The following is a 12,645-nucleotide window of genomic DNA, read 5'->3' on the forward strand; positions in this document are numbered from 1 at the left end:
CCTTTCAAGGTCACTTCTGGCACTGCACGCAATAAAAAGTCGACCGCTGCCCCTGCTTGATTTGCCGGATCGGCGTGCCGCACACGCGGCAGGGGATGCCAGTACGATCATAGACGAAATATGTCTGCTGGAAATAGCCTGACTGCCCATTCACGCTGATAAAGTCGCGCAACGTGCTGCCCCCCTGCACAATGGCCTCAAGCAGCACGTCACGGATGGCTTGCGCGAGTTTTTCATAGCGGGCCAGGCTGATGCGCCGGGCCGGGGTTTTCGGGTTGATCCCGGCCCGGAACAAGCTTTCCGAACAATAGATATTGCCGACGCCGACCACGATGTCGCCCGCCAGCAGCACTTGCTTGACGGCGGCGCTGCGCTGGCGCGTCTGGTCATACAGCAGTTTGCCCGTGAAACCGGCTTCCAGTGGTTCCACGCCCAGGCCAAGGAGTAAGGGGTTGTGTTCCAGTGCGCCTTCCTCATGGCTATGCCACAGCACGGCGCCAAAGCGGCGCGGGTCGGTCAGGCGCAGCACCTGGATGCCGTCTTGCGCACTTTCCACCACCAGGTCGAAATGGTCGTGTTTAGCCGGCGGTATGCCTGGCGGCAGCACGCGCAGGTGACCGGACATGCCGAGGTGGATGATCAAGGTGCCATGGTCAAAATTGAGCAGCAGGTATTTGCCGCGCCGTCCCGTGCCCAGTACCGTGCGCCCTGCCAGCAATTGCGCCAGCTTGGGCGGGAAGGGCCAGCGCAGACCGCTGCGGCGCATGACGACGTCGCGCACGGTGCGGCGCTCGATATGGGGGGCGACGCCACGGCGCGTCACTTCGACTTCTGGCAATTCAGGCATGTCAACACAAAATCCTTACAGATTTCCTTACAAATGTAAGGGCGGGCAAACGCACGGCGGATGGGCGTTGGCGTAAAATCGAATAAGTTTCCGAAACGTCAGGACCATCCTTTGAAAAATGCATTCGCCATTGTAACCCTGTCGGCAGTGCTGTCCGGCTGCGCTGTTGTGCCTTGGCACGCCCCTGCCGAGGCGCCGGCGGCGCCGCCCGCTGCACCTGTCATTCCCGCCGCGCCGGCGCCGTCGCCGACGGAAGATACGCCGGCCATGCAGGCCGTCGCGGCCGCCGCCGCCGTGCAAGCCAATGAAGCGCTGCCCAGCGTGGATTTGACGGCGGACTTGTTTTACAAGTTGACGAAGGCGGAACTGGATTTCAAGCGGGGACAATGGCAAAGCGCGTACGTGACCATGATGGTGCTGGCGCAGCAGACGCGCGACCCGCGCCTGGCGCAGCGTTCGGCGGAAATGGCGCTGGCTGCCAAGCAGGGCGGCGAAGCCATGGCGGCGATCCGCCTGTGGCGCGAACTGGCGCCGGAATCCGACGAAGCCGCGCAATATTTCCTCGGCTTTGCCGTGCTGGGCGATGACTTGTCGGAAGCGGAACAGGCGTTTACGCAGCGGCTGAAGAAAAGCCCGCCAGCCGCCCGTGGCCTGGCCATGTTCCAGATGCAGCAATTCCTGCTGCGCGCGAAAGACAAGGCAGCGGCTTTTGCCCTGATGGAGCGCGTGCTGGCGCCTTATACGGGCCAGCTGGAAACCCACCTGGTGCTGGCGCAGGGCGCTTTTGCCAATAATGAAGCGCTGCGCGCCGCGGCGGAAGCGCGACGCGCCCTGTCCATCAAGCCGGATTCCGAATTGGCGCTGCTGACGATGGCGCAGGTGACGCCGGATCCGGAAATCGTCAAGAAATTGGTGACGGATTTCCTCGCGAAGTACCCGCAGGCGCGCGAAGTGCGCGCCGCTTATGCGCGCATGCTGGTCGAGCAAAAACAGTATGACAAGGCGCGCAATGAATTCGAGACCTTGCTGAAGGGCCAGCCGGATAATCCTGCCACGTTGTATGCACTGGGCATTATGGCCATGCAGGCGACGGACATCAATGCCGCGGAAGGCTATTTCCAGCACTTTGTCGAAGTGCTGGAAAAAGAAGGCGGCGAAGACCGCGACCCGACCAAGGCGCTGCTGATCCTCGCGCAAATCGCGGAAGAAAAGGGCGACCTGGCAGCCGCGCAGGGCTGGCTGGACCGCGTGGATAACAATGACGCCCGCATGATGCTGACGGTGCGCCTGAAGCGCGCGCATTTGGCGGCCCGCATGGGCGACCTGGAAGGCGCCCGCAAGCAGCTGGCGCAAATCAAGACGGACGATCCGGCGGAACAGGCGCAAATCATCCAGACCGATGCGCAATTGCTGCGTGATGGCGGCCAGCCGCTGGAAGCCTATAAAGTGCTGGAAGACGGCGTGCTGCGCTACCCGAACAGCCCGGACTTGCTGTATGACTTCGCACTGGCGGCGGAAAAAATGGGCAAGGTGGAATTGATGGAAACGAGCCTGCGCAAAGTCATGGAGATGTCGCCGGATAACCACCACGCCTATAACGCGCTTGGTTATTCGCTGGCAGAGCGCAACCAGCGCCTCGACGAAGCATATGCGCTGATCGACAAAGCCATGCAAATGGCGCCGGGCGACCCGTTCATCATGGATAGCCTGGGCTGGGTCAATTACCGCATGGGCAAATTGAAAGAGGCGGAAACCTTGCTGCGCCGCGCGTATGCATTGCGCAGCGATCCGGAAATTGCCGTGCACCTGGGCGAAGTGCTGTGGGCGCAAGGGGACAAGGCGGGTGCGCAAGGCTTGTGGCGCGAAGCGCGCGCCAAGGATCCGCACAACGATGTATTGAAGAGTACGTTGGCACGGCTGAATACCAGCCTGTGATGTCTTTTCTCTTAAAACCTTATGCATAAACTGATACCGCTGCTGCTGGCAGCTGCGCTGGCCGGTTGCGCCAGCGCGCCGGAACGTCCGGCCGGTGCGCCGCCATCCGGGCCCGTGGCGCCTTATACGGACACCATCGAGCTGGCCGGCAAAATCAATGTGGCCTATACCAAGGATGGCAACCAGGAACACTTGATCGGCCGCTTCGAGTGGCGCCAAAGCGCGCAGCGCACGGATGTGACGATCTTGAGCCCACTGGGCCAGACCGTCGCGTACATCACCGTGACACCGCAACAAGCGACACTGCAGGAAGGCAGCAAGCCGCTGCGCACGGCGGAAAACATCGACGCCCTCAGCGCGCAGGCGCTGGGCTGGACCTTGCCCGTCTCCGGCATGCGCGAATGGCTGCAAGGCTATGCAACGGCTGCCCATGGCAAGCATTTTCGTGCCAGTCCCCAGGATACGACAGTGACGACGGCCGATGGCTGGCGTCTCAACTATGTTTCGTGGCACGATGCATCTGCGGCCGGCGAACCGGGTGCACCCAAGCCCAAGCGTATCGACGCGGAGCGGGGCGCGACCGGCCAGATTGACGCGATGACGATCCAGGTGGTCCTTGACGCCCCAGCTCAATAAAGAACACAAATATTGTATGACCAGCCTGACCCATTGCCCGGCCCCTGCCAAACTGAACTTATTCCTGCACGTGACGGGCCGCCGCCCGGACGGCTACCACTTGCTGCAAACCGCGTTCCAGCTAATCGACCGCGGCGACGTGCTGCACGTGCACCTGCGCGACGATAAAGAGTTGCGCCGCACCAGCGACATTCCCGGCGTGCCGGAAGAACAAGACTTGGTGATCCGTGCGGCGAAACTGCTGCAGGCGGAAGTGCTGCGCCGTACCGGCATGCTGCCGCGCGGCGCCAATATCGCCGTCGATAAAGTCTTGCCCATGGGGGGCGGCCTGGGCGGCGGCTCGTCCGATGCCGCGACGGTATTGATGGCGCTGAATAAACTGTGGAACGCCGGGCTGAAGCGGGAAGAGTTGATGGCGCTGGGCTTGCCGCTGGGCGCTGACATTCCCTTCTTTATCTTTGGTGAAACCGCTTTTGCCGAAGGCGTGGGCGAAGCGCTGCAAGCTGTAGACGTGCCGGACTGCTGGTATGTGGTCATAGAACCCGGTGTTTCCGTGCCGACCGCGCAAATATTTACGAGCGAGCATTTGACAAGGAACACACCACCCGTTAATATGGCGGCCTTCTGCAGCTACTACAGCGAACAACGTGAGCTGAAGCAGTTCGGAAAAAATGATTTGCAGCAGGTTGCAACCCGCTTGTACCCGCAAGTAGCAAAAGCCATCGAATGGCTGGCGCAATTTGGCGATGCAAGGATGACGGGTTCCGGAGCTTGTGTATTTTGCGCCTTCGCAGATGAAGGCCAGGCAAATGCGGTGCTTGAAAAAGCACGCGGTGTCTGGACTGCCTGGAAAGCAAAATCACTGAAAAAGCATCCGATTGCCGCAAAGCTGATTTAATAACTAATATAGAAATTAAGTCAGTGCAGTAAAAAAGATTTGCTTAGCGTCAAAAACGGTGTATAATACGCCCCGTCGAAAACGACAAGCAGTAAGTTTCAGCGTAGGGGAATCGCCAAGCTGGTTAAGGCACCGGATTTTGATTCCGGCATACCAAGGTTCGAATCCTTGTTCCCCTGCCACCAATTCTCTCCGGATCTGTCGATGCAGCAGCGTCCAGTCGGAGTAAAATATCAGATACCAAACGGTATCAGCAAAATCCGGGCGTGATGTTCTCATCCTGCCCGGTATTCACGTAAAGAATCACTCTACAATTTTTTTCTCTGGGACTCCCTATGGCTTACGAAAACCTGATGGTTTTTACCGGCAACGCTAACCCTGCGCTCGCGGAGGGGGTCGCAAAGAACCTCGGCATTCCAGTCGGCAAAGCAGTTGTATCGAAATTCTCCGACGGCGAAGTCATGGTCGAAATTAACGAAAACGTCCGTGGTAAAGACGTGTTCGTACTGCAGTCGACCTGCGCACCGACCAACGACAGCCTGATGGAACTGATCTTGATGGTCGACGCGCTGAAGCGCGCTTCCGCAGGCCGTATCACCGCAGCAATCCCTTACTTTGGCTATGCCCGCCAGGACCGCCGTCCTCGTTCGGCCCGTGTTGCGATCTCCGCGAAAGTGGTGGCCAACATGCTGGAAAGCGCCGGCGTGGAACGCGTGTTGATCATGGATCTGCACGCTGACCAAATCCAGGGCTTCTTCGACATTCCAGTCGACAATATCTACGCATCCCCGATCCTGCTGGGCGACCTGCAGAAGAAGGCCGAAGAAAACCTGCTGGTGGTATCGCCGGACGTCGGCGGCGTGGTTCGCGCCCGTGCACTGGCAAAGCGCCTGGGTTGCGACCTGGCCATCATCGACAAGCGCCGTCCAAAAGCCAACGTTTCCGAAGTGATGAACATCATCGGTGAAGTGGAAGGCCGTAACTGCGTCATCATGGACGACATGGTGGACACCGCCGGCACGCTGGTCAAAGCAGCGGACGTGCTGAAAGAGCGCGGCGCCAAGAAAGTTATCGCATATTGCACGCACCCGGTTCTGTCCGGCCCGGCAATCGAGCGCATCACGAATTCGTCGCTGGACGAACTGGTGGTGACCGACACGATTCCGCTGTCCGAAGCCGGCAAGGCTTGCCCGAAGATCCGTCAGCTGACTTGCGCGCCACTGCTGGCAGAAACCTTCAAACGCATTATCAAGGGCGATTCCGTGATCTCCCTGTTCATCGACTAAAAAAGTAGCATATAATACCGATCCCTCGGCGGCGCGACCGGTTTTCCGGTTGCGCCGCTGTTTTTACGAAGCGCCCTGGTCGCGGGGCGCTTTTCACACGAGGCGTGAGCCTTGTATAGCTAGTGGTACCTGACACTTTTGGTATCAGGCACCATACATAAAATTGGAGTTTCAAATGAAAGTAGTTGCATTCAAACGCGAACTGCAGGGCACGGGTGCGAGCCGCCGCCTGCGTAATTCCGGCCAAACCCCAGGCATCATCTACGGCGGCTCCGAAGCCCCAGTGACGATCGCTCTGGACCACAACGCCCTGTTCCACGCTCTGAAAAAAGAAGCGTTCCACTCGTCCGTTCTGGACATGGAAATCGACGGCGTGACCCAGCCAGTACTGCTGCGTGACTTCCAGATGCACGCTTACAAACAACTGGTTCTGCACGCTGACTTCCAGCGCGTTGACGCAAACACCAAAGTTCACCTGAAAGTTGCTCTGCACTTCGTGAACGCTGAAGTGTCGCCAGCTGTGAAACTGCACGCTGCGACCATCTCGCACGTCGCCAACGAAATCGAAGTTCTGTGCCTGCCATCGGCTCTGCCAGAATTCATCACCGTTGACCTGTCGAACGTGGAAGTTGGCCAGTCCGTACACGTGTCCGACATCAAGCTGCCAGAAGGCGTGACCGCTGTGACCCACGGCAAAAACCTGACCATCGCTACCGTTTCGGTACCAGCTGGCCAAGTTTCCGCTGAAGCTGCTGCTGCTCCTGCACCAGAAGCCAAAAAAGGCAAGAAGTAATCTTTGATGCACCGTCTGCGGACGGTACTCAAGTGAAAAAACCCCGCTAGCCGGGGTTTTTTTGTATCCTCACGTTTTTTCACACCAGCACACCAATGTCCATCCGCCTGATCGTCGGCCTCGGCAACCCCGGCCCGGAATATGAACAAACCCGCCACAATGCCGGCTTTTGGCTGGTCGATAATCTGGCCAACAGTTTGCCGGGCGCGCGCCTGCAGCGCGAAACCCGCTTCAATGCGCTGATGGCGAAGACGTCACTGGGGGGCAAGGAATTGTGGCTGCTGGAACCGCAAACGTATATGAACCGCTCCGGCCAGTCGGTCGGCGCGCTGGCCCGTTTTTACAAGATCAATCCCGACGAAGTGCTGGTAGTGCACGATGAACTGGATTTGCCTCCCGGCTCGGCCAAGCTGAAAAAGGGTGGCTCGTCGGGCGGCCATAATGGCTTGAAAGACATCACATCCGCATTGGGCACGCAGGATTACTGGCGGCTGCGCATCGGCATCGGCCACCCGCGCACGTTGAACCTGGCGCAGCCGGTGGCGGATTTCGTGCTGCACCGTCCGCGCCGCGATGAGCAATTGCTGATCGATGAATCGATAGAAAAAGCGCTGCGGATTATTCCGATTGCAGTTGCCGGCGACTTCCCGAAGGCGACGATGGAACTGCATACGGCCTAAGATCAGGCCGCGTCAGGTGTGCCGGACTGTCCGTCAAAGTAATAACTGACCCGCTTGCGCGGGCTCAGGTAACCATACACTTGCGGCGGCACTTGCCCCGGCCGGATCGCATTGATGATCTGTAAGTCCAGTTCCTGTTCCATATCCACCATGATGGCTTCGTGGCGCGGCACGCTGGCATCGTAAATCACCAGCATCGGCCGCATGGGCTTGGCGGTATTCACCGTGGTCACCATGCCCGTCATGTGGTTGGACAATTGCACGATGGTGCCGGGCGGGTACACCCCCAGGCAGCGGATAAACACTTGCAGCAATTTCGGGTCAAAGCGCGTGCGGTGCTTGGCAAACATGATCGACAGCGCTTCGTGCGGCGTCAGCGCTTGCGCGATGCTGACGGGATTGCACAATTCATCGTAGTAATTCGCGATGGCGACGATGCGCGCCAGCACGCCGATCAATTCTCCTTTTAAATGGCGCGGATAGCCGCTGCCATCAAACAATTCATGGTGGTCGCGCACGATGGCGCTGACCGCGCTGGGGAATTGCAGCTTTTGCGCCGTATCGAAACCATATTGCACGTGCATTTCATATAAATGCTGTTCTGACGGTGTCAATGCTTCGATTTTCGTGAGGATCTTGTCGGGGATATTCTTGCGGCCGATGTCGTGGAACAGCGCGCCCAGGCCCAGCACGGAAGCCAGTTCCGCCGGCAGCTGCACTTCGCGCGCAATCATCATCGACAGCATGGTGACGTTGAGCGAGTGGAAGTACAGTTCTTCATTGCCCAGTGCGTCGCCCATTACGTGGATGGCCAGTTCCGGCGCACACAGGATGGAATCGCTGATCTGGCCAATCAATTCATGGGCTTGTTGTGTGGTTTCTTCCGGTTTCGAGAACAGGTTTTTTTCAATGTCGCGGATGGTGCGCGCAGTCTTGGCGAAGGCGCCTTCGATGCGGGCCGCCTCAGCACGGTGCTTTTTCAGCCGCTCCATCATCGCGCGCTTGGCGGCCAGCGCTGGCGAGACATCGGGCGCCGGCGTCGGGTCAGCAGGTGTTTCTTCGGCGTCGCCCGGTTCATGCGGCGCCGGCGTAATATCGCTGAGGCTGGGGTTGTAGCGCACCGTCTGCAGGCCCAGGCTGCGCAATGTGCTGATTTGGTCTTCGCTCTTGATCTTGAAATTGCTGAACGCAAATGGATGCTCAAACCATTTCAGGTCCAGCTCGATGTACAAGCCGACCCGTAACTGGTTCATCGTGATATGGACATCATCAAGCATCTGCGCCTCTTTTGGCCGGGACGGCTTTGTCCTGGAAACTCCACAGTAACCTAGTGTATACGTTCGCCACGCGGCCCGCATCCGTCATGCAGCATGGGTGACATATTGTTAACTTTTATGTTGCGAGGTGGTAACGCGGCTGACCCGCGGCAGGAAATTTTATTGCCGGTGCAAAAAATTGGAGTATCGTGTGTTTTCTTGTTAAAACCGGTACAACAATCCAATAAGGAAGCTTGCCGTGGGACGAACATTAGCCGACCTGGAAGGAACTGAACTCAGCCGTTTTAGTGGCATGTTTCGATGCCAGCAAGAGCTGATGAGAATCACCCCGGCAATTTGGAAAGAAGAAACCAGTTTGTTTGGCAAGAGCCGCAGCAATGCGTTGGAAGGCGTGGACCGGGAGTTGAAGCAGTATTACGACTATGGCCTGGCACATGGCTTGACCTCGGTCGAAACCATTGAAAATCTCGCGATCCGGGCTGTCACGATGTATTACGCGCTCAAGGCATGGAAAGCCGACCGCAATGACAAGGATCCCCGGTACCTGACGCAGCCGGAAGGTTGGAAACATTCATTCCGCAACACCCGTGGGACATTCGAGCGCCTGGACGACGTGCTGGAACGCTCGCTCCGGCTGACACTGGATTACAACACGGGCATCTTGCCGTCGGGAGACGTACAAGCGTTTGCCTTCATCCGGAAAAATAGCGAAGAAGAATTCTTTGCCCTGTGCAAAGGGGCCAAGATGATCGCCAAAGGGTCATTCTTGCGTGAAAAAGCTGCAGAGACTGCGTCCGCTATCGCAGACAAGACGGGTTTGACTGACGCGGTGGAAGACTTGGCTGGCAGCGCCGGGGACGCCGCGGTCAGTGGCATACAGCGCGGCGCCAGTGCCGTCAGTTCTGCCGTGTCCGGCTTAGCCCGCAGTGGCGGCAGTGGCGGCCCGACGATTGCAACGACCAGCGAGTCCAGCTTTGTCCGCCAGTTGATGGATTTGGTGATGCAGCAATTCCGCACTGCCGGCGAAGCGGGCATCGCTGCCTTTAAGGAAGCCGTGCTGGGCTTGGGTATTGCGGAGAAATTCGTTTCCGATTGCCTGAAAACCGCGGCGAAAGAAGTGGGCAAGGTAGTTTATGCCGTGTTCAAAGCCGTGGCGCCGGCGCTTGGCGTATTGGAGGGCCTGGGCAAAGCCGCCGTTGGCTTTTATAAGGCCATCAAGCTGCACATGGAAGGCAACAAGCTCAAGCGCAATGCCTTTGCAATACGTGAAGGCGCGGCCAGCGATGCCTACGGTGTCATCGTCAAATTCTGGGATGAGGAGCGCGATGAAAACTTGAAGAAAGCTGGCACGGCACTGGTGGAATTGATGGTCGATACGATTTGCACGGCAGCGGGCGCGATTGGTTCGGCAGTGCGCGGGATCGGCGCCATGATAGAAAAGGCGTACACCGCGTGCAAAGCCGTGTGGGATACGATCAAGAAGGTGCTCGATGCGGTGGCGGAAGTCCTCAATATCAATGAAGCGCTGGCCACGCTGGAGCGGGACTCCAGTATTGGCCCGAACAATACCGCCGCCATGAAGGCGTTTACCATCAGCCCTTTGCTGGCATGTTATTACTTCCTGTCGATTCCCACGTCGTCGGTCGTCATGCTGGATAACCAGATGGCGGCGCTGGGCGGGTTTGGGCCGGTGGTGGAGCGGTTGATTAAGCAGGTTCAGCCCGTGTTCGACAAGGCGGCAGCGTATCTGTCCAAGCACGGGTTCATGTTTGTCCGCAGCGATGGGTCGCCATTCCCCGTCAAGGCCGACATTGGCAACAGCAGCTTGCGCGAACAAATCAAGGAACTGGCCAAGAGCACGGCGTCGGATGCTGCGGAAAACATCGGGAAGAAGCTTGCGGAGAAGGGCGGGCTGGTCGTCAAAACCAGCTGAGATCACACGGCCGGCCGCGCAGGCCGGCGGATTCACGCTGTGCCTGCCAGCGCCGCGTGCCGCGCTTCCAGCTTTTTGTGCACATTGGCCATGAACGCCGATGCCTTGAACTTCTTGATGGCCGCCGTGAACAGCAGCGACGTCACCACGAAATACAGGCTGCAATACAGGTAGACCGGCACCATCACGTTATGGCCGCTGGCGGCGCTGGTGGCAATCACGGTATTGCTGCGGCTGACCAGTTCACTGACGCCGACCAGCGACGATGCGCTCGACGCGACAAATGAAATCAGGAACACATTGATCCAGTTCGGGATCACCAGCAGCGCCGCGCCGATATCGCCCTTGCGCCACGCGCGGTACGACACCACCAGGCTTTCCGATGTAAACGACAGTGGCGACGCGGACAAGCCAATCACGGCCTTGATCCACTGGGGGATTTGCACCGTGATATCCGTGCCAGGCACCGTCAATTCGGCCGGCAGCACAAACACCACATAGAAAATCAGCGCCAGCGTCGGCACGCCGCGCAGGAAGTGCGATACGCGTTCGGCTGCGCGGCCGGGCCAGCCCGTATTACTGACACGCAGCCACGCCAAGCCGCCGCCCATGACGGAACCCAAGGTCACAGCGCACACGGCAATCAGCACATTCCACAGGAAGCCTTGCAGCAAATAGGGCGACCATGTCACCAGCAAGTTCAGCGTATCGGCGCTCATGCCGGTACCCGTTTCAATAACAGCGTTTCCACGTGGTTGACGATCCAGGTCCACAGTGTGGTCATGAAATAGAAGGTAATCAGCAACACCGTCATGGTCAGGAAAATATTGCCCTTTTCAGCGATCAGCAAGCTGCTGGCGCTGAGCAATTCCGGGATGGCGATGGCGGACGCGATCATGGTTTGCTTGGTCATATTGATCAATGCCTGCTTGGCCGGCCAGTTCGCATACGGGGCCACGCGCGACACGGTTTTCACGTGCAGCTTGAAGGCGGGATCCATCGTGCGGACATGCGCCGCCGCGTCCAGCAGCGACACCATGATCAAGCCCGCCGTGTTATAGCCGGAGCACAGCACCGCCACCAGGAATGCGGGGATCTTGATGCCGAATTCGCTCATGGTCCAGCTGCCCACGCCGAAATACAGCAGGTACATCATCATCAGCGGCGGCGTCAGGCGGCCATACGCCATCAGCGTGCGCACGGTGCGCTGCCAGTAGGGCGGACCGTTTTCAATCCCCACCGCCGACCACAGGCCCAGCTTCAGGCTGACCACCATGCTGCACGCGATCAGCAGCATCGTGTACAAAATGCCGCGCAAAAATTGCGTGCGGTCGTAAGGGTCGTAGACGAAATTCAAGTCAATGCCGGACATCTCCTTGAGCCGCAAGCCGGCTGCTTGCAAGCCCGTCACTTCGGTGCTGGACACATATTCCGCACTGCGGCAATCCGCGCTCCACATGCCGGACTTGCTGCGCACGCAGCGGTAGCCGCCCCCTTCATCCTTGGCCGACCACAGCGCCTTTTGCGCCGTCAGCCAGCCTGTCGTGGAAATGCCCCATTTATTATTGGTTTCCAGCAGCCAGCCACTGCGGTGCATGTCCGCCACGATATTGCCCAGTGTGATATCGAATTCCGTGCCTTGTTCTTGCTTGTCGATGAAAATCGCCATCGACGTCGTCAGCGCATTGGGCAGCGGCATCTGGTAACCGGCCCACTGTGGCTGCTGGCGCGTATTTTCCAGCGCGGCCGTCGCATACAGGAAGCCGGAACACTGGCCATCGCGCAAGGCCATTTGCGCATCGCGCACGGTCTTGTAAGTTTGCAGCGACAGCAGGTAGCGTTCGCTCATGGGCTTGTTGAAATAGCTGCCCTGCACCGCGCAAATAGTCGCTTGCCGGATCTTGCCCCAATCGTTGACGGCTTTACCGGGCGGGAACAGGATATTGACGCTGGTTTCGTTGTAGCCGGGTTCGACAGCCGTGGCGATCTTGCGCCGCTCCGCCGTGTCGCCCACGGTGGCAATCAACAGGTCGACTTGGTCCAGCGCCAGTTTCTGGAAACGGTTTTCCGTCGTGATGGGGACTTTGGCCAGCGTCACGCCCAGCTTTTGCGCGATGGCGGCCGCCACGTCGCTTTCAAACCCGACGACTTCATTGTTGGCATTGAGGGAATTGAACGGGCGGAAATCCGTTTTCACGCCGACCCGTATCACGCCATGCTTGCGGATATTGTCGAGCGTGGGGCTGGGCTTGCCCTGCTGGGCCATGGCGTGACCGGGTCCCAGCAGCAGCATAGCCACGCAGAGCAGGAAGAGTTCTCTCATCAACATGCCGCCCATGCTACCCCAGCCGATACCGCCA

Annotated in this window: 11 protein-coding genes and 1 tRNA gene; 8 read left to right on the forward strand and 4 right to left on the reverse strand. The window is 58.7% G+C overall.

From position 1 onward, the window contains the following. Positions 1–10: 10 nt before the first annotated feature. On the reverse strand, positions 11–847 hold the full coding sequence (gene mutM, locus GM668_RS16685; protein ID WP_155440087.1) for a bifunctional DNA-formamidopyrimidine glycosylase/DNA-(apurinic or apyrimidinic site) lyase: 837 nt from the start codon (positions 845–847) through the stop codon (positions 11–13). Between the two features lie 111 nt (positions 848–958). Here mutM and GM668_RS16690 point away from each other — a divergent pair, with 111 nt between their 5' ends. The 7 genes from GM668_RS16690 (at position 959) to pth (ending at position 7,075) form a co-directional block, all read left to right on the forward strand. Beyond that, a complete protein-coding gene (locus tag GM668_RS16690) occupies positions 959–2,782 on the forward strand; it encodes a tetratricopeptide repeat protein (RefSeq protein ID WP_229499433.1) in 1,824 nt (607 codons plus the stop codon). 21 nt (positions 2,783–2,803) lie between these two features. Next, positions 2,804–3,418 (forward strand): outer membrane lipoprotein LolB, encoded by a 615-nt coding sequence (locus GM668_RS16695; RefSeq protein WP_155440089.1) that lies wholly within the window; start codon positions 2,804–2,806, stop codon positions 3,416–3,418. 16 nt (positions 3,419–3,434) lie between these two features. Continuing rightward, entirely contained in the window at positions 3,435–4,316 is an 882-nt protein-coding gene (gene ispE / locus GM668_RS16700; protein WP_155440090.1) for a 4-(cytidine 5'-diphospho)-2-C-methyl-D-erythritol kinase, read from the forward strand. A gap of 105 nt (positions 4,317–4,421) precedes the next feature. Further along, positions 4,422–4,498 (forward strand) — tRNA-Gln (locus tag GM668_RS16705). Between the two features lie 153 nt (positions 4,499–4,651). Beyond that, positions 4,652–5,602: a ribose-phosphate pyrophosphokinase gene (locus GM668_RS16710; RefSeq protein WP_155440091.1), complete on the forward strand. Its 951-nt coding sequence runs from the start codon at positions 4,652–4,654 to the stop codon at positions 5,600–5,602. A 175-nt stretch (positions 5,603–5,777) separates the two neighbouring features. Then, on the forward strand, positions 5,778–6,395 hold the full coding sequence (locus tag GM668_RS16715) for a 50S ribosomal protein L25/general stress protein Ctc (RefSeq protein WP_155440092.1): 618 nt from the start codon (positions 5,778–5,780) through the stop codon (positions 6,393–6,395). A 95-nt stretch (positions 6,396–6,490) separates the two neighbouring features. After that, complete coding sequence (pth, locus tag GM668_RS16720) at positions 6,491–7,075, forward strand: aminoacyl-tRNA hydrolase (protein WP_155440093.1); 585 nt, start codon at positions 6,491–6,493, stop codon at positions 7,073–7,075. Between the two features lie 2 nt (positions 7,076–7,077). Here pth and GM668_RS16725 read toward each other — a convergent pair whose 3' ends face one another. After that, a complete protein-coding gene (locus tag GM668_RS16725) occupies positions 7,078–8,352 on the reverse strand; it encodes a cyclic di-GMP phosphodiesterase (RefSeq protein WP_155440094.1) in 1,275 nt (424 codons plus the stop codon). A gap of 316 nt (positions 8,353–8,668) precedes the next feature. Between GM668_RS16725 and GM668_RS16730 the strand changes: the two genes are divergently transcribed. Beyond that, positions 8,669–10,285: a hypothetical protein gene (locus tag GM668_RS16730; protein WP_155440095.1), complete on the forward strand. Its 1,617-nt coding sequence runs from the start codon at positions 8,669–8,671 to the stop codon at positions 10,283–10,285. 32 nt (positions 10,286–10,317) lie between these two features. On the opposite strand, the gene GM668_RS16735 is transcribed toward GM668_RS16730, so the two are convergent. Together GM668_RS16735 and GM668_RS16740 are read right to left on the reverse strand one after the other, a co-directional pair. Then, on the reverse strand, positions 10,318–11,004 hold the full coding sequence (locus GM668_RS16735) for an ABC transporter permease subunit (protein ID WP_155440096.1): 687 nt from the start codon (positions 11,002–11,004) through the stop codon (positions 10,318–10,320). Continuing rightward, on the reverse strand, positions 11,001–12,608 hold the full coding sequence (locus GM668_RS16740; protein ID WP_229499436.1) for a transporter substrate-binding domain-containing protein: 1,608 nt from the start codon (positions 12,606–12,608) through the stop codon (positions 11,001–11,003). Before GM668_RS16740 ends, GM668_RS16735 begins: the two co-directional genes overlap by 4 nt. Positions 12,609–12,645 lie beyond the last annotated feature (37 nt).

The sequence above is a fragment of the Pseudoduganella ginsengisoli genome (assembly GCF_009720865.1).
Taxonomy (GTDB): Bacteria; Pseudomonadota; Gammaproteobacteria; order Burkholderiales; family Burkholderiaceae_D; genus Rugamonas; species Rugamonas ginsengisoli.

What these genes read in the sequence shown, in the direction of transcription:
- mutM (WP_155440087.1), bottom strand. Translation starts at nt 847, where the DNA reads ATGCCTGAATTGCCAGAAGTCGAAGTGACGCGCCGTGGCGTCGCCCCC.
- GM668_RS16695 (WP_155440089.1), top strand. Translation starts at nt 2,804, where the DNA reads ATGCATAAACTGATACCGCTGCTGCTGGCAGCTGCGCTGGCCGGTTGC.
- ispE (WP_155440090.1), top strand. Translation starts at nt 3,435, where the DNA reads ATGACCAGCCTGACCCATTGCCCGGCCCCTGCCAAACTGAACTTATTC.
- GM668_RS16710 (WP_155440091.1), top strand. Translation starts at nt 4,652, where the DNA reads ATGGCTTACGAAAACCTGATGGTTTTTACCGGCAACGCTAACCCTGCG.
- GM668_RS16715 (WP_155440092.1), top strand. Translation starts at nt 5,778, where the DNA reads ATGAAAGTAGTTGCATTCAAACGCGAACTGCAGGGCACGGGTGCGAGC.
- pth (WP_155440093.1), top strand. Translation starts at nt 6,491, where the DNA reads ATGTCCATCCGCCTGATCGTCGGCCTCGGCAACCCCGGCCCGGAATAT.
- GM668_RS16725 (WP_155440094.1), bottom strand. Translation starts at nt 8,352, where the DNA reads ATGCTTGATGATGTCCATATCACGATGAACCAGTTACGGGTCGGCTTG.
- GM668_RS16730 (WP_155440095.1), top strand. Translation starts at nt 8,669, where the DNA reads ATGAGAATCACCCCGGCAATTTGGAAAGAAGAAACCAGTTTGTTTGGC.
- GM668_RS16735 (WP_155440096.1), bottom strand. Translation starts at nt 11,004, where the DNA reads ATGAGCGCCGATACGCTGAACTTGCTGGTGACATGGTCGCCCTATTTG.
- GM668_RS16740 (WP_229499436.1), bottom strand. Translation starts at nt 12,608, where the DNA reads ATGAGAGAACTCTTCCTGCTCTGCGTGGCTATGCTGCTGCTGGGACCC.